Here is a 23,909-nt window from a genome sequence, read left to right as displayed (position 1 = left end):
AACTAGTAGCTGGTTTTTATGGTGGTTAAATGTCTTTAAAGAAAAAAAGTATTATTGCACTGGGCTTTTATGCTTGCTTACTCATGAGCATAATTGCCAGCATTACCTATTATGTCGTCGAACCACCTATCCGTGATAATCTCGAAAATAACCTTAATTTAAGAACTCAATTACTGTCTCATGAAATTGAAGAGCCTTTAGAGCGCTCTGTTGCCACTTTACATGGGTTAGTCGGCGTTGCGGTAAGTGGTTATCCTATTGATGTACTTGATAACATGATTTTTTCGGTATTTTATCAGAGTAATGACATTATCATCAGTGGTGGCATCTGGCCTGAACCCAACACTTTAATTCCAGAAAAAAAATTAGCGAGTTTATTCTTTTCCCGAGATGAAAAGGGTAATGTTGAATTCATTGATGATTATAACAATCCTGCCATGGCACCTTATCAGCTAGAGCCTTGGTATACCTCAGTGGCACATGAAAATAGTGTTCGTAAAATATCGTGGTCAGCAGTATATGTAGACCCTTTCACCAAGCAAAAAATGATTACCGCATCACAACCGTATTTCAATAATGGTCAATTTTCAGGTGTGGCAACGATAGATATTTCGTTAAAAGGTATGGTGGGATTCATTGAATCACATGCCGAAGAGCATCAATTAGGTGTGCGTATTCACAGCGAAGGCATCGCCATTGCGGACTATAAATTTAATGTAACAGAAGGGATGTACATTGTTAAAAATAGCCTAGATAATTTTAATTGGCAGCTTGAGGTTATTAACTCTCATAATACCGTGGCTGATGATGTTTATACGCAAATTGTTAATATTGAGATGGGCATTATACCGTTACTATTAGTCTGTGTGATTATTGGTTATTACATTATAAATCATTGGGTAATAAATCCGATTACGCGAATATCAAAGCAGATTAATGAAAATGATGTCGGTGAAATTATCGATATTAATTATCGTTATAAAGATGAAATTGCCAATTTGATTGGTTCTTTTAATAAGAAGACCGAATACCTTGAAATAGAAAAAATAAAAGCGGAATCATCAACTAAAGCGAAAACCTCTTTTTTAGCCAATATGTCCCATGAAATTCGCACGCCGTTAAATGGCATTATTGGTATGTCCGATATTCTCGCTAGCACAGAGTTAACCTCGGTGCAGGTTGAATATTTACAAACCATAGATACTTCATCGAAAATTCTATTATTACTGATTAACGATATTTTAGATCTATCTAAAATAGAATCTGGTCATCTTTTGCTGGTGGCTCAGGAATCGAATGTCGCGGAAGTTGTGTATGACACTGTCACCATTGTACAGAGTAAAGCTGCTGAGAAAGGGTTATTATTACAAGTTGAGTTATCACCAGAACTACCTGAGTTAGTGATGATAGATGCCCACCGCTTACATCAAATATTGATGAATCTGATGTCTAATGCGGTTAAATTTACCCTAGAGGGATCGGTGACGTTATCGGTGGGTTATGAGCCTCAAGTCTGTCAATCGCAAGATCATGGTCCTCGAACTAGGGACAGAGGACGATTACTGTTTGCAGTTCAGGATACAGGTATAGGGATCGGTGCAGATAAATTAGAACAAGTATTTGCGCCTTTCACGCAAGAGGATGGCTCGATCACGCGTCAGTTTGGTGGCACCGGACTTGGGTTAGCTATATGCCGTCAATTAGTGGTGTTACTCGGCGGTGAGATTAAACTTGCATCTGAAAAGGGCGTTGGCAGTAAGTTTTATTTTGCACTTGATGTAGCAGTTGTTGAATCAAAAAATACTGCGTTAACCACCTTTAATGGCACGCCATGTTTAATTATCAGTGCGCAAAATAAGGATGCACAGCAACTGCAATCGGAATGCTTAAAGTGGGGACTCAATCCGACAGTGATAACGCCAGATACTCATTTCATGGCTGTTGCGAAGCAATATGCGCTGATTCTTTATTGCCAAAATAGTGCCGAAGTGACACTTGTTGATATCGAAAAATTGAATGGTTTAGATAATAATTCGGCTCTAGTTATTTGCACACAACAGAATGAACATATTGATTTGAACCATCCGGTCTTTAAGCATAGCCTTGATGGCTTGATCACCATGCCGCTGTTAGGAAAACGTTTTGCGAAAGTTGTGCGTAAAGCACTAGATAAATCACTATACAAGACAAATTCAAATTCAAATCACTTATCATTATCAACTAGCGCGCTAAAACTAAAAACCGGAAAAGAAGACAGTAATGCACGGAATGAGCATGAACATGAACTTAATTATGCAGGGTCGAATGATGACAGCGCCAAGCAAATAATTTTAGTTGTCGAAGATAATCTTATTAATCAGAAAGTCGCGACATTATTACTTAAAAAAGCAGGCTTTGCTGTAGCTCTAGCGAATAATGGTAAAGAGGCGTTAGAGATGATCCAAGCTGGTAATATCGAATATTCTCTGGTCTTAATGGATTGTATGATGCCGGTTATGGATGGTTTTACTGCCACTGGTGCGATTCGTGAATGGGAGCAACAGCAAACTAAAAAGCGGTTACCTATTATTGCCTTAACCGCCAGTGTATTTATCGAAGATATTGAAAAATGCTATCAATCAGGTATGGATGATTATGTGGCAAAACCTTTTAATAAAGATGTCGTGTTTGAAAAAATTGCCGCTTATACCTAATATGATGAGCCAAGCGCTTCATTGTTTCGGCTCGCCATTCAGTCTTTTCGTTTCAGCAAGTGCGTTTAAATTAAGCGCGTCTAGCGACGGATAATCGTTCCACTAATATAGCCTTAAATACTTTGCCCTTAATGTCACTATTATTGCCTTTGGCGAGCGCTAAAGATAATTCAGCTGCTTGTTCTGCCATGGTTTGAATTGGATAGTGCATAGTCGTCAGTTTAGGGTGTAGGTATTTAGCAATCAGGCCATTATCAAACCCCATCAAAGATATATCATTCGGTACCGAAATATGCTGCTTTTCAAGTGCTGTTAATGCCCCTGCGGCGACATAATCGTTGTAGCAAACGACTGCTGTTATCGGTAAATTAAGCGCAATAATTTCAGTCATAGCCACTTCGCCGCCTTCATCCGTTGGTTGACATTCTGTAATATATGCCTGACGTGGCGCAATATCATGGCTGGTTAATGCTTGCAGATAACCAGCTTTACGATGTGTAGAGTCATCAATATCATGGCAAGAGTTAATATAAGCAATGTGCTGATGGCCCTGAGTGATTAAATGCTGAGTGGCTAAGTTGGCTCCCTGTTGGTTATCTAATGCAATGCAGCGTTCTGCAATCTCTGGAATATGTCGATTGATGAGGACGAGTCCTGGCACTTCTTCGGCAAATTGGATCAACGCTTGATCCGTTAATGCTTTGGAGTGAATGACTAACGAATCACAGCGATTATTAATGAGTAATTCAATTGCTTCTTTCTCTGTGGTGGCATTGTGGTAGCCATTACCAATGAGCAAATGTTTTTGATGTGAACGCGCGACATTATCAACGGCTTTAATTAAGGCGCCAAAAAACGGATCGGATACATCGCCAACCATCACCCCGATAGTGTTAGTGCTTTTATTTACCAGCGCTCGAGCATTGGCGTTGGGGCGATAAGCTAAGGCTTTCATTGCCGCCTTAACCGATATGATAGCCGCCTTGCTGGCTTTTGGTGACTTGTTGACGACTCTGGAAACTGTGGCAACTGATACGCCAGCTGCTTTTGCTACATCTTTGATCGTTGCCATAATAAGACTTTTAATCCTTTAATTTGATCGAGTTAATATTTTAGTAAATGTTTTACTTTATTTGCTTGAACAATCACGCAGTATTGATAATGTAAACGTTACCACAAACTAAAGTTAAGGATAAATGAAAATGGAAACAATTGCATATGGTGATTTTGCAAAATTAGATATGCGTGTCGGAAACATTACCGATGTGAAACGTCATGAGAATGCGGACAAGCTTTATATTGTGCAAATTGATGTGGGTGAGCAGAGCTTACAAACAGTCACGAGCCTTGTGCCTTATTACACAGAGGAAGAATTGTTGGGTAAGCAAGTCGTCGTATTGTGTAATCTTGCAAAAGCGAAGATGCGTGGCGAAACGTCAGAGTGTATGTTGCTGTGTGCTGAGACCGATGATGAATCAGAAAGTGTATTACTGGCACCAGAGCGTTTAATGTCTGCAGGTGTAAAGATCGTTTAATTGAACAGGGGGCATATTGTCCCTCTGTTTATTTTTTATATTATTTTGGCTTATCTGCTGCTAGCTATACCGCCGGCTTATGACAACACGTCGGTGTATGTTCTGCATTGTCCTTACCTTGATATTCATCTAGTGAGCCACATTTACCTACCTACCTACCTAGACACCACCCACTGACTTATCTATTTAGCTTATATCGTTAAAGCATAAAAGTAGTGACTGTCGTTAGATATATTTATGCGCTGTATCCTTTCCACTAACGGGAAGGTAAAGCGTTTATGGCCATTAAATTAATTTTAAATTATTTAATAAAAAAGGTTTACCTTACAGTTAAGGTAAACCTTATCGTATATCTCAAGGTCAAACCGGAAACAATTAAGTTGCAATATATTTAGACTTTTGGAGGTTGTATATGTTTGGTTTTCATGAATTTAATTGGTTAATGCCTATTTCAATGGCGATATTTTGGGGGGGAGTATTCTATCTTTTATTTTCTGGTCTAGAGAAGAAGGTGAGTGTAGAGGCTCCGGTTGATATTGCAAAGCGACGGTTCGCTAGTGGTGATATCACCGTTGAAGAGTTAGATGAAATAAAGAAAAAACTGTAGGCAGTTAGGCCATATATCGACGTTAGATAAAAATTGAAACTATAGAAGGTGAAAAATGATGAAAATGAATAAACTGTGTAAATTGATGTTAGTTCTGTGTCTAGGCTTGCCGTTAGCCTATTTTGCTTTCGTAGGGAATATGTCGTTTGTGGCGATAGGTAGTAGTTTACTTATACCGCTGGTTTTATGTGTGGTGATGATGTTCTTTATGATGAAAATGATGGGGTGTGACAGTAAGAAAGAAAAAGATAAAGACACTCAAAATAAAGACATTGAATATGATAAGAATTAACCAATGTATAGAACCCAGATACAAAAAAACCGGCGAGGTGACTCGCCGGTTTCGTTCGTTATAAACTTATTCAGTTAGGGACGGTTTAGAATGCGCCGTAGATAACTGAAGTGATAGCCATTAGACCACAGATAGTAACGAAGATGTTTGCTGCTTTAGAGCTACCATATTTTTGCATCGAAGGTACTTTCTTGATTGCGTACATTGGCATTAGGAACAAGATAGCTGCAATCATTGGTGCGCCAATTGTTTCGATAAGACCTAGTACACTTGGGTTGATAATTGCTACAGCCCATGTAGTTAGTACGATGAATACGATAGAGAATTTATTAATGTTCTGCTCTGATGCTTTTGGTGCAACTTGCTTAACTAGACCGTTTAGACCTTCTTGAGCACCTAAGTAGTGACCGAAGTAGCTAGACGTAATCGCTGCGAATGCTACGAAAGGACCAAAGTATTGAATTAATACTGAGTCATGTACGTTTGCAAGGTAAGACAGGATTGAGATGTTTTGTGCCTTAGCTTCTGCTAGTTGCTCTGGTGATAGTGATAACACACAAGAGAATACGAATAGCATTACGAAACCAAGTAGCATTTGACCAGCACGTTTACAGATAAGGTCAGTTTTTTGTACAGCGTTGTCACCGTAAGTTTCACGTTGTGCTTTAGCAAATTGGCTGATTACTGGTGAATGGTTGAATGAGAACACAATCAGTGGAATCGATAACCAGATAACAGGTAAGAACGAAGATGCTTCAGGAACAACTGTTAACATCGTTGTGTTCCAGCTCGGGATTAAGAATAAAGATAAACCGAACAGGATGAATACTAGTGGGTAAACTAATGCTGATGTTGCTTTAAGCATTAAGTCTTTACCGAATAGAATCAACGCAGTCATTACTAAAATTAGACCACCAGATAGTAACCAACGTGGGATACCGCTTACTTTATCCATTAATTGAACACCAGCTTCGTTAAGCATCGGTGCACCATCAGCCGCTAGGCGTGGGATTTCAGTGAAGATATCAAGTTGGTTAACAATGAAACTTTCAAATGTATTTGTAATACCAACACCGTAGATTAGTACGATAGGGTAGATAGCAAAGAAGTAAGCAAATGTAATTAATTTTGCAGCGCCTTTACCAAAATGTTCTTCAACAACATCAGTGATGTCTGAATTAGGATTTTTTGATGATAATACGAAGCGAGCAAGAGATCTATGTGCTAACCAAGTCATAGGACCTGCAAGCAATGCTAGAACTACTAATGGCCAAAAACCACCTAAGCCTGCTTTAATAGGTAGGAATAAAACACCGGCACCTACTGCTGTACCGAATAAACTTAATACCCATGTTGTGTCTGCTTTGTTCCATTTAGCAGCGTCCATTGTGCTTCCTGCGCCTGTTTTAGTAGCTTGCTCTGACATTACGTTCTCACTTGTTTTTTTATACTCAATCTCAACTGCTGCATAGGATAATGATTTGAGTTTTATTTAAAGTGATGTAGATCGCTTTTTTGATTCGAACCTAAAAAAATACCTGTATTTATCAAAATAATTTGATGTTTTACGTATTTTTTATTAACAACCTTTCTATTTGTGTGTTTATTGTACTTGTTATTGTTTTGATGCTGCTTATTACTGTTTGTTTATCCTTGATTAGTGTTTTGTACTGCTAAATCCATTTATTGCAGCGTTAAACTTGTTCCTATAATAAGTGATAAAGCATCATAATAGCCAATAAGGGGTAGTTTTATCATTTTTAACAAGTTGGTAGCAATTGATTTGTATACACAGATCACACTAATGATTACAGGCCTCAACTTTATTTGAGTGCTACTTTTAACTGTTTCGAGGTAAAAGTAGTGTAACCACCTAGTTTTGAGTATTCATCTAGTAGTAATATCGAGTTTTAAGCCGATATTTCAGCATCTAAAGAGAATTGATGCTGAAATCGTCACCTGTAATATATTGTGCTGCTATTTTGCCTTCGGATAGATAAAATGGCCGCGAGCAGCGTAATGGTCAGATAAGTCCCAAATTCCCCACAGTGATTCAGTTAAAACCCGTGGTGCGAATATTTCTTGGCTTGCAGTGAGAGGCTGTAGATTCTCATTCCCTGTTAATGTGTAATCAAGATATTCTAAATAAGGCTTCTCTGCCCAATAGTTGGTGTCAGAATCAAAAGACAGATGATGGCCTTTATTTTCTGGCTCACTGGCATTTAGAATATATTCCATTTGGTCTCTATCTGCCGGTAAACCTATTTTATTGATATTGAAATCTCCGGCTAAAATGACCGCTTCATCCGCTGGGATATTTTGTTGTCTAATAAACTCGCCCATTTCCTCTAGCTGCGCTAAACGTGCCGAACGGTTTTGATCATCATCTGAAGATTGTGTATGGGTGGCAAATACATGGTAAATGTAACCTTGCTTATTAATACGGGTATAAATAACCCCGCGAGTTGCTGCGCACTGGATACCGTTACAATTGGTGTACTTTAGACTTTTCTCTTCTTCGACTGGCCATCGGGTCAAAATACGCGTGCCAGATTGCATGATCCTACCAAGTTTGAATATTTCACTGCTCGTAAAGCTATATTCTGCATTTAATTGCTTCAGTAATTTACTGGTTCGAATAAGGTCAAAGACTTCAGTTAATACTAAAACGTCATAACCAGACATGATTGCTGGCATTTCAGTGAGGCGTGTATCGACTTTTTTAGAACCGAATATCGTCGTTGCCCAAATGTTGTAGCTTAATAGACTCAATTCATTACCAGGCCCGAGAGCTGGTTTTTGGTCGTGTTGTTGTAGTACGTAATTAACCTTGCCTCCTTTGTGTAATTTCTCACTATTAAAGGCGATGGTATTTTGGCTCGCGGCGAGTTGTATCTCGAATCGCTGAATGGCACTGTCTGTTTGTGGTGCGATGGTCAATTCATCACTGTCGATACCGAAAGCAAGCGCATCGTTGCTGACTCTTTGTGTGAGGCTAAAGCTATAATCAGCATTACTTAATGAAATCGCAATATCATCGTCGTTATTCGTTCGGGTGATGCTAGCGAGGTCTGCGGTACTTAATGGCATAATCTCTGTTGTTAATAATTCTACATTATTGCCTTCTTCAATATACGCATAGAGTGTCTGCTGTGTGCTATTGGTGAATTGAATCATGGTATGGCGTTCAGCAGGCACCTGGCTCATAGCCATGAGTGCTGGTGTGAATGTGTATAACCAAAGTAAGGCTGTTATTTTCCTTAACATAAATATCCCTTTTGTTTTTTATTATGTGTGAACTGAGTGATTAACCAAAAGTTAGTATAAAATATTATTCGATATATTAAGTACGCATAGTAAGCAGTTTTAATGACGTTTTAATTAAACGATGATTTTTTATATGTTAATCCGGTTGGTCACTGTTGCTATGCCAAGGGTTTATTTTTATTTTTTGCGCAATCAAAAGAACATATATTTCATTTTTTTAGTGATCTATTGCTTAAAGTTAAGTGTTGTTGGTTTTTAAATCTATACAATATGCATTTTTATAGATTTTAATTGTTGCCTTTGCGGTTTTTTTAGGTATAAATCCTTTATTAATTGGATTTGGCAAATATGGTACGGATAAATGGCGGCAATACAGAATAATGATGGAGCATCTCGAGGACACTTTGGTTCACGTTTTGGTTTTATAATGGCGGCGGCAGGTTCTGCTGTTGGTGTTGGTAATATTTGGGGTTTCCCAACGCAAGCTGCGAGTAATGGCGGTGGCGCCTTTTTAATGGTGTACATGTTCCTGATCTTCTTATTGGGTTACCCAATGTTAGTTGCTGAGCTAATGGTTGGTCGCCACGGCCAAACTAATCCTGCTGACGCAATGGCTAAATTAGGCCGCTCACCTGCGACTAAAATGATTGGTAGCTTGATTGGTCTTGCTTCGATTATCTGTGCTGCAATGATCTTCAGCTTCTACGCTGTGCTTTCTGGCTGGTTTGTAAGTAACACGCTAGCGCCGATTGCCTCGATAGTCGGTGCGGATGAAGCAAGCCGTTGGTTAATTGATTTCTCGCTATCGCGTAATATCGTATTTACCTTAATATTTGCATTAATGTGTGTTTACGTTATTCAAAAAGGCGTACAAGACGGTATTGAAAAATGGTCGAAGCGTTTAATGCCGCTATTGTTCGCTATCTTGATTGCGAGCGTGATTTATATCTTGTTCCAGCCTGGCGCAATGGATGGTGTTGAAGCATTATTTACGGTTGATTTTGACAAAGTAATGCATCCTGATGTGATTATTGGTGCACTTGGTCAGACATTCTTCTCGCTATCGATTGGTACGGGTGCAATGATGATCTACGGTTCATACCTTAAAGCAAATGAAAACATCAGTAAGTTAGCGGTACACGTAACCTTTATGGACACAGGTGTTGCTTTCCTAGCAGCGATGCTGATCTTACCTGCGATGTATGTTGCTAAGCATAACGGTGTGACTATTTTTGATGCTGACGGTAACTTACTGAGTTCTGATACATTAGTGTTTACTGTATTACCTGCATTGTTTGCGACGATGGGCGCTGCAGAGCATGTTGTTGCGATTATCTTCTTTGCATTAATGTCTGTTGCAGCATTAACGTCGGCAATGTCGGTAGTTGAAGTACCAACGAGTTATATTGTCGATAAAACGTCAATGTCACGTAAGAAAGTAACTTGGATTGTTGGCGCGGCACTGACTGTATTAGCTATGGCTGTTGTGAGTAACTTCGACTTTATGTTTGGCTTCATGATTAAGCTAGCGACTGAAATTACACAACCGCTAGTATGCTTAGGTCTTGCTATCTTTGTTGGTTGGGTATGGCATCGTAATAGCCTACTGACTGAAATTAAAGGCCAAGATGGCGCTGATGAAAATGGTATCTTCTGGAAAGTATGGCCATTGTATGTGAAGTTTGTTTGCCCTGCTTTAATCATCGTATTAATCAGTACAACACTTTAATGCCAGCCTAAGCCTGAATAGGTCATGAAATAAAGAATGAATAGAGAGACTTATTTAGGTTTAGGTTGAGATAATAAGTGTAATAAAGCCCAGTAGAGCGATCTACTGGGCTTTTTGTTTTTTTGGTGGGGATTGTTGTTCTCTCGCATTGTTTATCATTAATCCCCATAAATACTGACCTCCTGATCACTTTTTTGCATAAAAAGTATCGCTGTAACATCACTTTTACAGAAAAGAACTACCCTTGACTAGTAGCCAGCTGTAAGGCTGCAATCACTTACCTTGAATATAAAAACACTTTTGTTAAATAAAAAACGACTTAAATAACAAGGATGGATAATGAAAAATACTTTATTAGTCACAGCAATTCTCGCTAGTCTGGTCCCAACTGCACAAGCTACCGTGAATGTTTACAAAGATGATGCTAATCAGGTTGATCTGTATGGTCGAGCTTACGCGGCTTATATTTACCAAGATGGTAAAGGTATAGAGAGTGACGGTCGTTCGGATAGCTATTTCCGTACTGGCTTTAAAGCTTCTTCAAATTTAAATGGTGATTTAACGGCACTTGGGCACATTGAGATGCAATTCGAATCTCGCGATAATAGTGATGCTAATTCAGAATCTAAAACGCGTTTGCTGTATGCCGGATTGAAAAATGATGGTGGGCAACTGACGTTTGGTCGTAACTATGCCGCAGATGAAATCATTGCTGATTGGGCAGATGCCGGTACCACCAATTATTCGGGTAACCCAGCACTTGGTAACTTAGGTCGACAAGCTAATATTTTAAAACTTGAAGCTAAGATGCTTGATGATAACCTTAACTTAGTGGCGCATGTGCAACCAGAATCCAGCGTTGATGCTAGTACAGGTAAAAATAGTCAATCAAGTTATGCGCTTGGTGGTGTATATGGTTTTGATTTTGGTCTGGAGTTAGGCGCAACCTACACTGGTGTGATGACGGAAAGTTATGTGGCTAATTTAGATTATGACCGTTCCACTATCCTTGTTGCAGCGCGTTATAAGCTGAAAGGTTTAACCGCTTCTATTGTGGGTGATAGCACTTCTGTTGATACGCCTAATACAGCCGGCGCTAAAGATGGTAATGACTGGATGGCTTATGAACTCTCGCTTGCTTACAGTTTAGATAAGCTAACGGGTACGGTGACTTATAAACAACGTGATACCGATACGATAAATGATAATACGGTCGATCAAACTGCGCTTGGTCTCGCTTATAAATTCAATGGCAACTTCCGCTTGGTGACTGAGTATGTGATTGATGGCGTTGATGGCGAAGAAGACCAGTGGCACATGGCTGCGCGATATGACTTCTAGTTAATCTCAGTTATTATTTATTCTTAAGTGCGCATAATAAAGCCCAGTAGTGCGATCTACAGGGCTTTATTTTTATACGCTCGACTTTATACGTTTCGATTTTAGATAGTTGACCGTAGCTGCTAATGACTATTCATTACTAATAGCTGCAAATTCGGCATTGGTTAACTGCTTTAAGTCTAACGGGCTAAGCTCGATCTCCAAGCCTCGGCGACCTGCACTCACATAGATCGTCTCATGATCTTGCGCTGAGTTGTCAATGACCGTTAATAGCCGTTTCTTTTGTCCCAATGGACTTACGCCACCCAGTACATACCCTGTCGAGCGCATGACATCATCTTTATCCGCCATCACTGCTTTCTTGGCTTTTGCAGCCTTAGCAATGGCTTTTAAATTGAGCATGCCAGTCACTGGCACAACCGCTACGGCTAGTTTTTTATCGCCGATATCAACGACTAAAGTTTTGAATATGCGCTCAGCAGCGACAGCCATTTTTTCTGCTGCCTCTAAGCCATACGACTCGGCATTTGAATCATGCTTATACTCATGGGTCTTGTGGACTATCTTTGCCTTTTTAGCTAATTGTACTGCTGGAGTCATGGTGTTTATTCAGCCTTATCTCTGTGGCGTTATTGCTAAATGCCGCGGTATTTTTAAATATCAAAAGTTATTGGCTTTTGCGACTTATCTTTATTTTTCATTACTTCGGCTAAACTATCTTCAAGCTGTAGATACAGGTCACGATAAGCGGTATTAAATTTATCGTCTTCACTATTATTGAGCCAAGTTTGATACAAGGTATCTTTACTGTGCTTTTCAATATCTTTGAAAGTAAGTTTAACGTCTTTTGCTTGTTCTTCATTAAAGCCTAGGTTCGTCAGTGCGTGTGAACCGAGTATTAGGGCTGAATGATAAGTTTCACTCACCACATTATCCGCACCGGCGTGACGTAGTGAATAACCATGACCACGGTCATAAGCACGCGCGAGTACTTTAACTTGTGGGTAATGCTGTTTGATGTAACGTACGAGATCAACCGCTCTAGCTTTATCGTCAATGGCAACGATAAATAAGCTGGCATTAGCGATGCCAGCTGTTTCAAGCAAACTTGGTTGTGTTGCATCACCAAAGTAACTTGTCATTTTAAATGAGCGTACTCTTTGGATCATATTAACATCATGATCCAGTACCACTGTTTTCACGCCATTTGCAACTAATAGACGATTAACTATCTGGCCGAAACGACCAATACCGGCCACGATGACATCACCATGTTCTTCGATATCATCACTTTCTTGTTGATTGGTCTTATCCATATAACGCGGTAAGATCACACGATCATAAAAGATAAATAATGCCGGTGTTAAGAACATCGACAGCGCAACGGAAAGAGATAAGGTTTGTGCAAGCGCAACGGGTAATACGTGGTTATTTACGGTAAAGCCCAGTAATACAAAACCAAACTCACCAGCTTGGGCTAAACTCAGCGCCAATAACCAGCGATCACGGCCTTTAATTTTAAATATCACCGTCAGAATAAACAATACGGTGGCTTTTATCAGCATCAAGCCCAGTGTTATCGAGATGATAGTTGCGGTGTCGTTAAACAGAATGTCAAAATCGATACCTGCGCCTACGGTCATGAAGAACAAGCCCAACAATAGGCCCTTGAAAGGTTCGATAGTGGCTTCAAGCTGATGTCTAAACTCACTGGTCGCTAATACGACACCAGCCAGGAAGGCGCCTAGGGCAGGGGAAAGACCAACTAAATTCATGATAGCGGCGATACCGATCACCAGCATTAATGAGGTGGCAGTAAAGATCTCGTTCACTTTAGAACTTGCGACAAATTTAAACAGTGGACGACTTAGATAGTGCCCGCCAACAATCACACCTGTGATCGCCACGATAATAACTAAGGCATAATAAATACCTGAGATATTAGCAACGAGGGATAATTCTTCATGCTGTGCACTTGCTGCTTGCACGGCATTTTGCGCTTGCTCAACCAATTCTGGGATGGCTAATAATGGAATTAACGCTAACATTGGGATCACGGCAATATCTTGAAACAATAATACGGAGAATGCAGAGCGTGCGCCTTCGGTTTTGGTCAGGCCTTTTTCGTTAAAGGTTTGCAATACGATCGCGGTTGATGACAATGAAAATACCAAGCCAATAGTCAGCGCAAGTCCCCAGTCTAAACCAAGCGTGAGCGCGATCCCCATCACTGCGGCAATCGTTAAGCCGACTTGTAAGCCACCTAAACCGATGAGACGATGACGCATATCCCAGAGCATGCGTGGCTCTAGTTCCAGTCCGACCAGAAATAGCATCATCACCACACCGAACTCGGCAAAATGCTGAATAGTCGCGGTTTCACTCCCCACTAAACCTATCACTGGGCCGATAATAACCCCGGCAATTAAATAACCTAGTACGGATCCGAGTCCGAGTCGTTTCGCTATCGGTACCGTGATAACGGCGGCAAACAGATAGATGAATGCTTGGATGAAATAACCTGTCATGGTGCGTCCTTGTTCCTTAGAGGGGCTGAAAAAGAATCTGTATTAGTTAATCTAGTGCACTAAAAAACCCTTAGCACTATTTTATCTAACTATCGTATGGTGATAGTCATAATAATAGGCACTAAGGGCTTAATTGGTAAAGCGTTATATTGTGTCTTGAGTTAATAACCGCTATCTAAAACAGTTAAGGGACTATATTTAAACATGTCGTTGAAATGACAGAATTCAACTGGTCCATGGTTGAAACGACCGAATTTTGCACTTAAGCGTTCGGTAATCCGGTCGGTGGTAACGAGGATTTCTGTTTTATCGTGCTCATCTAATTCGATAATGCGATAGCTTAATGAAATATGGAAATGATAGTCATCATGATTAGGATGTTTGATACCTGTCGCTTGGCTCAATAACGTTCGACATTGCCATAATGATTCACGTGATGCTGCAGTGGCGGGTTTAATACGAATGGCAGTGCCACCAATAGGGCAGTTATAGATAGAGTGAAAGTCCATTTCAAAATAGCCTAACCGCGGCATGGATGTTAATTCATTAATGAACAGGTCTGTGACTGCAGAGAGTGGTGCGTCTAGGCTTAATTTGTTGGTCCACAGTGGCTGTTGACGAATATTCTCACATACGCCTTCAAATACAGTCATGTGCATGCTTGTTATAGGTAAGAAAGCAAATTTATACGCACATTTCATCGCTTTGAGCTGATCTTGCCCCCATTTTATTTCAGCTAGTAACTGGGTTTCATTAGTCGATATATGGCATAGAAAAGTATTACCTTTAAATTCTTTTACTTGTCCATTTTTTTCGAATTTAACGCCAACGGCGGGTGCATATTTCATAACTTCTCACTTGTTCATATAATTCGAGAAAAATATACCACAACAATTAAATTAATCTAGTTAATTTAATTGTTGTGGATCTAATTATTGAAAAATGAATTAATTCAATCTGGATGATAGCTATTTATATTGCTGCGTGATTAACCTTTAATGCTGAGTTAAGTACCGCCAGAATAAGCAGGTTTTTATTTTACCCTGTTGTTTTTAATTGTATTTATTGTCTGCCGTGTTGTTGTTAAATTATGTGTTTTAGTGTTAATTATATTAACTACCCATTTGTGACGTAATTGTGACAATAGTTTAAAGTGTGATCAAAATCGTTGTTAAGTTAACTTGGTAAAGTTATTATCCACTCAAATCTTCTGTTAGGAAAACAAACATGACACAACTTAGCCTAAAGAATATCGCTAAGAATTTTGGTGATTTTGTCGCGTCAAAAGACATCAGCTTTACAGCAAAGAAAGGTGAATTAATTACATTACTCGGCCCATCGGGTTGTGGTAAAACGACTTTGCTTAAAATGATCGGTGGTTTTCATCATCCTGATAATGGCGAAATAAAAATAGGCGATACAGTTGTTAATAATGTGCCTCCAGAAAAACGTAATACATCAATGTGTTTTCAGTCGTACGCACTGTTTCCACATTTAAGCGTGCATCACAATGTTGCGTTTGGTCTCCAACAGAAAAAAATAGCCAAAGATGAAATTATTCGCCGTGTCGATGAAGCGATAGAGCAAGTATCGTTACAAGAACACGCGCATAAAATGCCAAGTGAATTATCGGGTGGTCAGCAGCAGCGTGTTGCTTTAGCACGGGCAATGGTTACTCGTCCTGATGTCATTCTATTTGATGAACCGCTATCTAACCTTGATGCAAAGTTACGTGAATCAGTACGTTTTGAAATACGTGCATTACAAAAGAAATATGGTTTAACAGCGGTTTATGTCACGCATGATCAAGCTGAAGCATTAGCTATGTCTGACAAGATTGTGGTATTAAATCGTGGTTCGATTGAGCAGATAGGGACGCCAGATGATATTTATTACACACCTATAAACAGCTTTGTGGCCGACTTTATTGGTTCAGCTAATATCTTTACCGCGAATGTAAGTACGACAGCGAATGCCAACGAATACAAATTACAAAGTGTGATGGGCGAGTTAACCGTTACCTCTGACGAGGCGCCTATCGCTGACCACATCAAAGTATGCTGGCGCCCAGAAGACGCGATCATCTTAGATGACACTTCGGCGTTAAATAATCAGCCAAACCAAGTCTTGCTAAACATTAAAAACATGGCATTCATGGGTAACGTAACTGACATTATTGCCACTATCCCCGGTGATGACTCAGGATTAGAGATCCGTTTACAAACCCCTAAAAAACCGAAGTTTGATGGTCAGCAATTGCGTATTTCACTGCCAGTAAATAGCATTCGTTTCTTAGAAGAGGCTAACTAATGAAATTACCACGCTGGAAGCTAATGTTATTACTTCTTCCTGGTATTGGCACAATTGCTTTGTTGATGGGCTCAACGCTTTACATGGTTGTGTCTCAAAGCTTTGGTTTGCACAATATGATGGGAGAGAGTCAGTTCACTTTAGATTTTTGGAAGGAGTCAATGCAAGATAACAAGTTGCATGTTGCACTTGCTTACTCGATTAAGGTTGCTGTATTTGGCGCGATAGGGGCGGTAACGCTAGCGTACCCGTTAGTATTATGGTTAAGAAAACCATTCACGGGGTCGACGCTGATCACCGGTATGTTACGTGCTCCGATGTTTATTCCGGGACTCGTTGCAGCGTTCTTAATGGTGAACGTGATCTCGTATCACGGTATCTTTAACGAAGGAATGATCTGGTTAGGCATTATCGATAAACCTATTCGAATGCAAAACGACTCATTTGGTTGGGGCGTGATCGTGCTACAAATTTGGAAGCAATTACCATTTGCGATGATCTTACTGGCGGGCGCGGCGAACTCCATTCGTTCCGACGTATTAGATGCTGCGAGTGATTTAGGCGCATCAAGTTGGCAACGATTTACACAAGTGATATTGCCATTGACGTTACCTGCGCTGCAAGTATCGCTGATCTTAATCTTTATCGGTGCGTTGGGTGATTATTCATTCTATTCGATTGCGGGTCCAAAGAATGCATATTCATTAGCGATGTTAATGCACATTACTTCAACAGAGTTTTATGAATGGAACAAATCAGCAGTGATCGCGGTTGTGATCATGTTAACTGCGGTTGTTGCATCATTGATTATTAGTTTAGTCACAACACCATTTATGAAAAAAACGGGGAAACTGAAATGACAGCCCAAACTAAAAATGGTGGTTTAATACATAAACTATCTATTGGCTTCTTTATCGTAATTAATTTTTTCTGGATTGGTGTCCCGTTTTTAATGGCGCTGCTGTGGTCTTTAGTTGATCCGAAACACCCGTGGAGCTACCCAGACATGTTTCCGCAAGTACTTTCATTTGGACGCTGGGAGCAGATGTGGGAAACGTCAGGCTTAGTGGAGGCGCTTACTAACAGTTATACCATCGCACCCTTGGTAGCATTCTTTACGGTAATACTGGCACTGCCGACTGCTTATGCCTTTGGTCGCATTGAGTTTCGCGGTAAAAAATTAGCTGAAGTAGTGGTGTTATTACCTCTCATCATGCCGGGCATGATCATCGGTGTGTTCTTTAGTTCTATGTTAATCAGCCTGGATTTGTCTGAACCGTTTTGGGGGATCGTGATTGGCCATACTGTATTAGCACTGCCTTATGCCATTCGTATTCTATCGGCAAGTTTTGCCAGTGTGCCACAGGATCTGATTGATGCGAGTAAAGATTTAGGTGGTAACTTCTTTACTACGTTCCGTCATGTGTTTATGCCGATGCTTAAACCGGGCTTATTAGCTTCATTGATCTTCTGTTTAGTGATCAGTATTGAAGAATTCAATATCGCTTTTGTACTGGGTTCACCTGACATTACTACCGTACCAACTATTTTATATTCGTATTTAGGCTATTCGTTTATTCGCCCTAATGCGGCCGTTATTTCATTAATCTTGGTGATCCCTAACGTTATTTTGATGTTAGTTATCGAACGATTATTGAAAGGTAACTATTTAGCCCAATCAACTGGTAAAGCCTAAATAATCTTAACCAACAATCATAATAAAGGACACTATGATGAAAAAAACACTTACAGCTATCGCAGCCACTGTTGCGTTAGGATTATCAGCGCAAGCTTCTGCTTATGATTTAAAAGATATGCAGTGGGAACAAGTTGTTGAACAAGCAAAGAAAGAGAAAGCGATCAATGTCTATGTTTGGTATTTCCAACCTCGTTTTCGCACCATATTTAAAGAGTTTGAAGATAAATACGGTATTAAAGTACGTGTACCAAACAGTAATGAAAAAGGTAATATCAACAAACTGATTGCTGAAGGCAAGCGTAGTGCAGGTAAAATTGATGTGATGGCGATTGATGCTGCACGTATGCCGTCACTAATGCAAAACAACTTAGTGTATGGCCCGATTACTGACGTATTACCGGATGCAAATAAGCTTAAAACGAAACTAAACGGCGTTGAAACGGACGGTTATGCTGTGTCATTTTGGGGTAATCAAACAGGTTTTGCCTATGACCCAAGTCGTGTAAATGAAGCAGAATTACCACAGTCGTTCGATGCGTTGGATAAGTGGATCACTGCTAATCCATACGCGTTTGGTGTTAATGATCCAAATAAAGGTGGTGCGGGTAATGCATTTATTCAGCGCTCGATTACTAACATGACCGGTGATAATCCTGCATATTATGAATCTGGATTTGATGCGAACAACACCACTCAATGGTCTGATGTTTGGACTTGGTTTGACAAGCACAGTGACGAGATCACTATCACGTCATCAAATGCAGATAGTTTAACCCGCATGAATGATGGTGAGATCTCACTGACTCCTGCATGGGAAGACCACTTGAAAGGGCTACAAGCACAAGGCGCTATCACACCACGTATTAAATTCTACATTCCTGAATTTGGTATGCCTGGTGGCGGAAATATGATCATGATGCCTGCTAACACCAGCAAGAAAGCAGCATCGATGTTATTCATTAACTGGATCACATCAGCGGAAGTGCAAACACGTTTTAATGAAGTCTTTGGTAGTGCGCCTCAACATCCAGATGCTGATGATTCAAAAGCGCTAGTATCGCAAGAGCAACGCCAATTTAGTACGCAGTTCTTTACATCGGATTATGCGACTAAAGCGAAGAAAGGGTTTACGGAAAATGTGTTAATGTAATACCCTGAAGCTCCGTATTGATACGGAGCTTTTTACATAACCTTTATGTTATGTAACTATATACTTTCTCAATTACGATCCTTATTTTTCATTTACGATCATCAATTTAAGCAGATACCTTAATCATGCCGAATAATATTTTATCAAATACCCAGCGTCAGATACTGTCACATATTTATGCCTACTCGCCGATCACGCGTGCTGAGTTAGCTGAGAAGAGTGGATTAACGCCTGCGGCTATGACAAAAATAACCAAGACGATGATTGATGATGGTTGGATCTTGGCATTAGGTCGATTACAGAGCCAAAGAGGGCAGCCTGGCATTGCGTTAGGTATTAATGGTGAAAAAGGTTATAGCTTAGGTATCAATATTGAAGTTGAAAAAATCAGTATTGAAATGGTTAATTTGAATGCGGAATCGGTATTTTCAAAATCAATTAAAGGTATTTTCGAAGATCCTATTTATAGTCGTGATGAACTGTTTTCATTATTGGATTTATTAAAGTTAGCATACCCAAATGAGTTCAATCATCTGGTGGGAGCTGGCGTCACAACAAGTTGTAATTTTAGTGACTGCGATAAAGTGATTTATCCTAAACATCTAAAGCAGTGGGAGTCATTGAATATTCGTGATGAACTTGCGCAGTATTTAGAAACGGATGTATGGCTGGAAAATGACGGTAATGCAGCTGCGTTAGGTGAATTTATTTATGATCGTAAACCGTTAAACAGTAATTTATTTTATCTTTACCTTGGTTACGGTATTGGTGGCGGTCATTTACATAATGGTGTGCCTTATCGTGGGCACTATGGTAATGCTGGGCGTATTGGTAAATTATTCCCACTAAAAGAATACCGACCTTCGTTAAATAACCTTTATAAGCAATTGGGCTTAACAGAAATAAACCCGATGCGTTACCAAGCCTTATTAAAGCAATTAGCGCAAGATGATGCGGTGATTGATACTTGGGTTAAAAATTCAATTCCCAGTATTAAACAAGCTGTTTGGGCGATTAAGACTATTTTAGATCCACAAGAAATCATTATCGGAGGGCTGATCCCACAGGCCATTTTCGATAAGATCCACAGTGAATTACAGCATGAATTACAAGATCTAAAAGACAGCGAAGAACCGCTATTAAAAGTGTCGTTAGCTAAATTAGCTGGGGATAAATCTGCTGCAATTGGCGCTGCAGTATTACCTTTATACAAGAAGATATTTGAATATATTTAACGGCAGGGAATAGCCGAGTAAAGCCAGCGCCTGTACGCCAGCTTTACTTGGTTTACTCGTTAGTCATCTTCATCACGCGTTATTTTGCGTTAGTTGTCGCCGCTTTCATTGGCGTCACAAATTCAGCTAATTCTTGTAGCATGTGTGCATTATCACCTAGATTCTTCTCAATGATATTTACAATTGCTGAACCCGAAATAGCACCCGCAGCACCCGCTGCAACAGCTTGTTTAACTTGCTCTGGTGATGAAATACCAAAACCAAGTAGACAAGGTGCGGCATTAAACGATTTCAGTTTTGCCAATAACGGACCAACAGGCATTTCTGCTTTGGTTTCTGCGCCTGTTACACCAGCGCGGCTTAGCAGGTAAGTATAACCAGAACCTTGCTCAGCTACTTGCTGCAGTGTTGCGTCATCGGCATTTGGCGGTGCGATGTAGATACTTTCAATACCCACTTTATCGCCAGCTTCTTTAAACTGCTGGCCGTATTGTACTGGCACGTCGGCAATCAATAATGAGTCGACGCCAGCTGCAGCCGCTTTCGCCATAAACTTATCGGTACCGTTACCGTATACAAGGTTGGCATACAATAATAGACCGATTGGCATTTGTGGGTGTTTAGCACGGATCTCTGTGAGCATTTCAAAACAGATATCTGGGTTGATACCGGCGTTTAGTGCGCGAGATGTGGCTTTTTGGATAGTAGGGCCATCAGCCACTGGATCTGAGAATGGAATACCGAGTTCTAATGCGTCAGCACCCGCTGCAATTAGCGTTTCGATGATCGCCATTGATTGTTCGCGGTTTGGATCGCCAATCGTTACGAATGGCACGAAAGCGCCTTCATTTTTTTCTGCTAGCTTTGCAAAAGCTTGTTGATAACGTCCCATTACATTTTCCATTATAGCGCTCCTTCACCTTCAAGAATGTCAGCAACGGTGAAGATATCTTTATCGCCACGTCCTGATAAGTTAACCACCAAAATTTGTTCTTTATCCATGTCTGCTTCCATCATCTGTAGTGCATATGCTAATGCATGAGATGATTCAAGTGCAGGGATAATACCTTCTTGTGATGATAGTAACTGGAATGACGCTAATGCTTCTTCATCGGTTACAGAGGGGTATTGTGCGCGACCTGATGTATATAAGTGCGCATGCTGTGGACCCACAGATGGGAAATCTAGCCCCGCAGATACAGAGTATGATTCTTGGATCTGACCATAAGTGTCTTGCATTAGTAGTGAGTGCATACCAAAGAAGATACCGTTTGTACCTTCGGCAATTGGTGCGCCATGTTCGCCACTTGCAATACCTTTACCTGCTGGTTCAACACCGTACAATTTCACGCTTTCTTCTTCGATGAAATCGTTGAACATACCAATCGCGTTTGAACCACCGCCAACACAAGCAATAACGGCATCGGGTAGACGACCTTCAGCTTTTAAGATCTGTTGTTTCGCTTCTTCACCGATCATTTTTTGGAATTCACGCACAATTGTTGGGAATGGGTGAGGACCAGCCGCTGTACCCAATAGATAATGGGCATTTTCATAGTTTGCAGACCAGTCACGTAGTGCTTCATTACAGGCATCTTTTAGTGTGCCAGCACCTGAATCAACGCCGATAACTTCAGCGCCCATTAACTTCATGCGGAATACGTTAGGCTTTTGGCGTTCCATGTCTTTCACACCCATGTAGATGCGACATTTTAGACCTAGCAACGCACATGCTAGTGCTGATGCAGTACCGTGTTGACCTGCGCCTGTTTCAGCGATGATCTCGGTTTTACCCATGCGCTTAGCGAGTAGTGCTTGACCCAATACTTGGTTGGTTTTGTGGGCACCACCGTGCAGTAGATCTTCACGCTTCAGGTAGATCTTCGTTTTTGAACCTTTAGTAATGTTACGGCATAGCGTCAATGGTGTTGGACGGCCTGCGTATTCATTCAATAGCGTTTGAAACTCTGCTTCAAATGCTGGATCGTTTTGTGAATCGATAAATGCATCTTCTAATTCATCTAATGCAGGTATTAAGATTTGCGATACGTATTGGCCGCCGAATTCGCCAAAAAAGGCATTAAGTTTTGCCATGATAAGTTCCTTTAATAATGTCTAAGCGCGCTAAATGCCGCGATAATTTTGTTTGTATCTTTAATACCAGGTGCTGATTCTAATCCTGAGTTTAGATCCAGCCCTAAGCAACCGAGTTTTGCTGCGTCAGCTACGTTGTCAGGGGTTAAGCCTCCTGCCAGCATAGTTTGACTGCAATCTTCAGGTGTTAGCAGTGACCAATCAAATGCTTGTCCTGTGCCGCCTGATTGTCCTGCTACCTTCGTATCGACTAAATGACGATCAACGTTGGCTGTATCTAGCTCTTTACTTAACTTTTTACTTAACTCTGCCGCTTCTTCACTAACACCGTGCGCTTTCCAAATTTCGATGCCGCTGTCGAGTAAAACTTTTAACATTGCAATGTAACTGTCGTCTTCGTTGCCGTGTAACTGTACCGCAGCTAAGCCTAAATGGTTCGCTACTTGTGCAACAAGCGTCACTTGTTCATCTACAAACACACCGACATAAGCGAGTGGTGCTGCAGCTATTACGTCTTGCGCTGTTGCTAAGTTTACGCAACGTGGCGATTTTTTTGCAAAGATAAGGCCGCCATAAATAGCGCCTTGTTCATAGACTGTTTTTGCGTCTTCTGGACGTGTTAAACCGCAAACTTTATTGTCGCCTAAAATCAAACGACGACAAGCTAAATCAACATTGTCTTGTGACATTAATGAACTGCCGACTAAGAAGCCATTGGCGTAGTTCGCTAAATCACGTACTTGCTGGTTACTATAAATGCCCGATTCTGAAATGATGATACGATCGACTGGAATTTGCGGAGCAATAACTTTGGTACGGTTTAAGTCAATAGACAGATCGCGCAGGTCACGGTTATTAATACCAATCACTTTTGCGTCTAAGGCTATTGCACGTACTAGCTCTGCTTCGTTGCTAACTTCTGTAAGCACGCCCATATTTAGGCTGTGCGCTACTTTAGCTAAGGCAATGTATTCAGCGTCATCTAATACTGACAGCATCAGCAGCGTTGCATCTGCTTGATGTAAGCGTGCTAAATAGATCTGGTATTCATCAATGATGAAGTCTTTACAGATCACAGGTTGCGTCACGATGCTACGTACTTTAGTGACGTAGTCAAAATCACCTTGGAAATATTTCTCATCGGTGAGTACTGAAACGGCTGCTGCATAATTTTTGTAAACGCCAGCAATCAAATCTAAATCGAATTCTGGGCGAATTAAACCTTTTGATGGCGATGCTTTCTTACATTCCAAAATAAACTTGGTTGGCTTGCCAGATAACGCGGCATAAAAGTCACGATCTGTCGGGACTAGTTCAGCAATAAAACTCGCGAGTGGTTGGCTGGCTTTACGCGCGGCAACCCAAGTCACTTTATCGTCGACAATATTACCGAGAATGGTTTGCTGTAACTCTTTCGTTAACATTTATG

20 protein-coding genes are annotated in these 23,909 nt (G+C 40.5%); 11 read left to right on the top strand and 9 right to left on the bottom strand.

Annotated elements, in window-relative coordinates:
- The first annotated feature begins 29 nt into the window (after nt 1-29).
- Nucleotides 30-2,693: an ATP-binding protein gene (locus JFU56_RS04280; protein ID WP_198436048.1), complete on the top strand. Its 2,664-nt coding sequence runs from the start codon at nt 30-32 to the stop codon at nt 2,691-2,693.
- A gap of 70 nt (nt 2,694-2,763) precedes the next feature.
- On the opposite strand, the gene JFU56_RS04275 is transcribed toward JFU56_RS04280, so the two are convergent.
- Nucleotides 2,764-3,765: a substrate-binding domain-containing protein gene (locus JFU56_RS04275; protein ID WP_198436047.1), complete on the bottom strand. Its 1,002-nt coding sequence runs from the start codon at nt 3,763-3,765 to the stop codon at nt 2,764-2,766.
- Nucleotides 3,766-3,895: 130 nt separating this feature from the next.
- Between JFU56_RS04275 and JFU56_RS04270 the strand changes: the two genes are divergently transcribed.
- The 3 genes from JFU56_RS04270 to JFU56_RS04260 all read left to right on the top strand — a co-directional run bounded on the left by JFU56_RS04270 (nt 3,896) and on the right by JFU56_RS04260 (nt 5,127).
- On the top strand, nt 3,896-4,228 hold the full coding sequence (locus JFU56_RS04270; RefSeq protein WP_198436046.1) for a tRNA-binding protein: 333 nt from the start codon (nt 3,896-3,898) through the stop codon (nt 4,226-4,228).
- Nucleotides 4,229-4,640: 412 nt separating this feature from the next.
- Nucleotides 4,641-4,835 carry an SHOCT domain-containing protein gene (locus JFU56_RS04265; RefSeq protein WP_198436045.1) on the top strand — a complete coding sequence of 65 codons (195 nt, stop codon included), beginning with the start codon at nt 4,641-4,643 and terminating at the stop codon, nt 4,833-4,835.
- Between the two features lie 55 nt (nt 4,836-4,890).
- Nucleotides 4,891-5,127, top strand: a complete 237-nt coding sequence (locus JFU56_RS04260) for a DUF2933 domain-containing protein (protein WP_242065846.1) — start codon at nt 4,891-4,893, stop codon at nt 5,125-5,127.
- 85 nt (nt 5,128-5,212) lie between these two features.
- On the opposite strand, the gene JFU56_RS04255 is transcribed toward JFU56_RS04260, so the two are convergent.
- Both JFU56_RS04255 and JFU56_RS04250 read right to left on the bottom strand, forming a co-directional pair.
- Nucleotides 5,213-6,553, bottom strand: coding sequence for an aromatic amino acid transport family protein (locus JFU56_RS04255; protein WP_198436044.1), 1,341 nt, complete (start codon nt 6,551-6,553; stop codon nt 5,213-5,215).
- A gap of 551 nt (nt 6,554-7,104) precedes the next feature.
- Nucleotides 7,105-8,394, bottom strand: coding sequence for a sphingomyelin phosphodiesterase (locus JFU56_RS04250; RefSeq protein ID WP_198436043.1), 1,290 nt, complete (start codon nt 8,392-8,394; stop codon nt 7,105-7,107).
- A 361-nt stretch (nt 8,395-8,755) separates the two neighbouring features.
- On the opposite strand from JFU56_RS04250, the gene JFU56_RS04245 reads away from it, so the two are divergent.
- Together JFU56_RS04245 and JFU56_RS04240 are read left to right on the top strand one after the other, a co-directional pair.
- A complete protein-coding gene (locus JFU56_RS04245) occupies nt 8,756-10,123 on the top strand; it encodes a sodium-dependent transporter (protein ID WP_198436042.1) in 1,368 nt (455 codons plus the stop codon).
- 339 nt (nt 10,124-10,462) lie between these two features.
- Nucleotides 10,463-11,464 carry a porin gene (locus JFU56_RS04240; protein ID WP_198436041.1) on the top strand — a complete coding sequence of 334 codons (1,002 nt, stop codon included), beginning with the start codon at nt 10,463-10,465 and terminating at the stop codon, nt 11,462-11,464.
- A gap of 129 nt (nt 11,465-11,593) precedes the next feature.
- Here the strand turns inward: JFU56_RS04240 and ybaK are convergent, their stop codons facing one another.
- The 3 genes from ybaK to JFU56_RS04225 form a co-directional block, all read right to left on the bottom strand.
- Complete coding sequence (gene ybaK, locus JFU56_RS04235) at nt 11,594-12,064, bottom strand: Cys-tRNA(Pro) deacylase (protein ID WP_198436040.1); 471 nt, start codon at nt 12,062-12,064, stop codon at nt 11,594-11,596.
- 53 nt (nt 12,065-12,117) lie between these two features.
- Nucleotides 12,118-13,992 (bottom strand): monovalent cation:proton antiporter-2 (CPA2) family protein, encoded by a 1,875-nt coding sequence (locus JFU56_RS04230; RefSeq protein ID WP_198436039.1) that lies wholly within the window; start codon nt 13,990-13,992, stop codon nt 12,118-12,120.
- 161 nt (nt 13,993-14,153) lie between these two features.
- A complete protein-coding gene (locus JFU56_RS04225; RefSeq protein ID WP_198436038.1) occupies nt 14,154-14,840 on the bottom strand; it encodes a DUF1868 domain-containing protein in 687 nt (228 codons plus the stop codon).
- Nucleotides 14,841-15,219: 379 nt separating this feature from the next.
- Here JFU56_RS04225 and JFU56_RS04220 point away from each other — a divergent pair, with 379 nt between their 5' ends.
- The 5 genes from JFU56_RS04220 to JFU56_RS04200 all read left to right on the top strand — a co-directional run bounded on the left by JFU56_RS04220 (nt 15,220) and on the right by JFU56_RS04200 (nt 20,386).
- Nucleotides 15,220-16,302, top strand: a complete 1,083-nt coding sequence (locus JFU56_RS04220) for an ABC transporter ATP-binding protein (RefSeq protein WP_198436037.1) — start codon at nt 15,220-15,222, stop codon at nt 16,300-16,302.
- Nucleotides 16,302-17,162: an ABC transporter permease gene (locus JFU56_RS04215; protein ID WP_198436036.1), complete on the top strand. Its 861-nt coding sequence runs from the start codon at nt 16,302-16,304 to the stop codon at nt 17,160-17,162. The genes JFU56_RS04220 and JFU56_RS04215 overlap by 1 nt, the downstream gene beginning before the upstream one ends.
- Nucleotides 17,159-17,998: an ABC transporter permease gene (locus JFU56_RS04210; RefSeq protein ID WP_198436035.1), complete on the top strand. Its 840-nt coding sequence runs from the start codon at nt 17,159-17,161 to the stop codon at nt 17,996-17,998. The genes JFU56_RS04215 and JFU56_RS04210 overlap by 4 nt, the downstream gene beginning before the upstream one ends.
- Nucleotides 17,999-18,032: 34 nt before the next feature.
- On the top strand, nt 18,033-19,151 hold the full coding sequence (locus JFU56_RS04205) for an extracellular solute-binding protein (RefSeq protein ID WP_198436034.1): 1,119 nt from the start codon (nt 18,033-18,035) through the stop codon (nt 19,149-19,151).
- 125 nt (nt 19,152-19,276) lie between these two features.
- Nucleotides 19,277-20,386, top strand: a complete 1,110-nt coding sequence (locus tag JFU56_RS04200) for an ROK family transcriptional regulator (protein ID WP_198436033.1) — start codon at nt 19,277-19,279, stop codon at nt 20,384-20,386.
- Nucleotides 20,387-20,465: 79 nt separating this feature from the next.
- Here JFU56_RS04200 and trpA read toward each other — a convergent pair whose 3' ends face one another.
- From trpA to trpCF, 3 genes are read right to left on the bottom strand one after another with little or no spacing between them, the layout of a single operon-like run.
- The gene (trpA, locus tag JFU56_RS04195; protein WP_242065845.1) at nt 20,466-21,290 is read right to left on the bottom strand and encodes a tryptophan synthase subunit alpha; all 825 of its coding nucleotides are present in this window, start codon (nt 21,288-21,290) and stop codon (nt 20,466-20,468) included.
- On the bottom strand, nt 21,290-22,480 hold the full coding sequence (gene trpB / locus JFU56_RS04190; RefSeq protein ID WP_198436032.1) for a tryptophan synthase subunit beta: 1,191 nt from the start codon (nt 22,478-22,480) through the stop codon (nt 21,290-21,292). The genes trpA and trpB overlap by 1 nt, the downstream gene beginning before the upstream one ends.
- Nucleotides 22,481-22,491: 11 nt before the next feature.
- The gene (trpCF, locus tag JFU56_RS04185; protein WP_198436031.1) at nt 22,492-23,904 is read right to left on the bottom strand and encodes a bifunctional indole-3-glycerol-phosphate synthase TrpC/phosphoribosylanthranilate isomerase TrpF; all 1,413 of its coding nucleotides are present in this window, start codon (nt 23,902-23,904) and stop codon (nt 22,492-22,494) included.
- Between the last annotated feature and the right edge of the window lie 5 nt (nt 23,905-23,909).

Origin of the sequence: Moritella sp. F3 (assembly GCF_015082335.1) — a bacterium.
In the GTDB taxonomy this organism is placed as follows: Bacteria; Pseudomonadota; Gammaproteobacteria; order Enterobacterales; family Moritellaceae; genus Moritella.
The sequence above is the reverse complement of the archived record's forward strand: the minus strand, read 5'-3'. Positions and strand labels throughout refer to the sequence as shown.

Coding starts and splice junctions, on each gene's coding strand:
- JFU56_RS04280 (WP_198436048.1), top strand. CDS start 30: ATGTCTTTAAAGAAAAAAAGTATTATTGCACTGGGCTTTTATGCTTGC.
- JFU56_RS04275 (WP_198436047.1), bottom strand. CDS start 3,765: ATGGCAACGATCAAAGATGTAGCAAAAGCAGCTGGCGTATCAGTTGCC.
- JFU56_RS04270 (WP_198436046.1), top strand. CDS start 3,896: ATGGAAACAATTGCATATGGTGATTTTGCAAAATTAGATATGCGTGTC.
- JFU56_RS04265 (WP_198436045.1), top strand. CDS start 4,641: ATGTTTGGTTTTCATGAATTTAATTGGTTAATGCCTATTTCAATGGCG.
- JFU56_RS04260 (WP_242065846.1), top strand. CDS start 4,891: ATGATGAAAATGAATAAACTGTGTAAATTGATGTTAGTTCTGTGTCTA.
- JFU56_RS04255 (WP_198436044.1), bottom strand. CDS start 6,553: ATGTCAGAGCAAGCTACTAAAACAGGCGCAGGAAGCACAATGGACGCT.
- JFU56_RS04250 (WP_198436043.1), bottom strand. CDS start 8,394: ATGTTAAGGAAAATAACAGCCTTACTTTGGTTATACACATTCACACCA.
- JFU56_RS04245 (WP_198436042.1), top strand. CDS start 8,756: ATGGCGGCAATACAGAATAATGATGGAGCATCTCGAGGACACTTTGGT.
- JFU56_RS04240 (WP_198436041.1), top strand. CDS start 10,463: ATGAAAAATACTTTATTAGTCACAGCAATTCTCGCTAGTCTGGTCCCA.
- ybaK (WP_198436040.1), bottom strand. CDS start 12,064: ATGACTCCAGCAGTACAATTAGCTAAAAAGGCAAAGATAGTCCACAAG.
- JFU56_RS04230 (WP_198436039.1), bottom strand. CDS start 13,992: ATGACAGGTTATTTCATCCAAGCATTCATCTATCTGTTTGCCGCCGTT.
- JFU56_RS04225 (WP_198436038.1), bottom strand. CDS start 14,840: ATGAAATATGCACCCGCCGTTGGCGTTAAATTCGAAAAAAATGGACAA.
- JFU56_RS04220 (WP_198436037.1), top strand. CDS start 15,220: ATGACACAACTTAGCCTAAAGAATATCGCTAAGAATTTTGGTGATTTT.
- JFU56_RS04215 (WP_198436036.1), top strand. CDS start 16,302: ATGAAATTACCACGCTGGAAGCTAATGTTATTACTTCTTCCTGGTATT.
- JFU56_RS04210 (WP_198436035.1), top strand. CDS start 17,159: ATGACAGCCCAAACTAAAAATGGTGGTTTAATACATAAACTATCTATT.
- JFU56_RS04205 (WP_198436034.1), top strand. CDS start 18,033: ATGATGAAAAAAACACTTACAGCTATCGCAGCCACTGTTGCGTTAGGA.
- JFU56_RS04200 (WP_198436033.1), top strand. CDS start 19,277: ATGCCGAATAATATTTTATCAAATACCCAGCGTCAGATACTGTCACAT.
- trpA (WP_242065845.1), bottom strand. CDS start 21,290: ATGGAAAATGTAATGGGACGTTATCAACAAGCTTTTGCAAAGCTAGCA.
- trpB (WP_198436032.1), bottom strand. CDS start 22,480: ATGGCAAAACTTAATGCCTTTTTTGGCGAATTCGGCGGCCAATACGTA.
- trpCF (WP_198436031.1), bottom strand. CDS start 23,904: ATGTTAACGAAAGAGTTACAGCAAACCATTCTCGGTAATATTGTCGAC.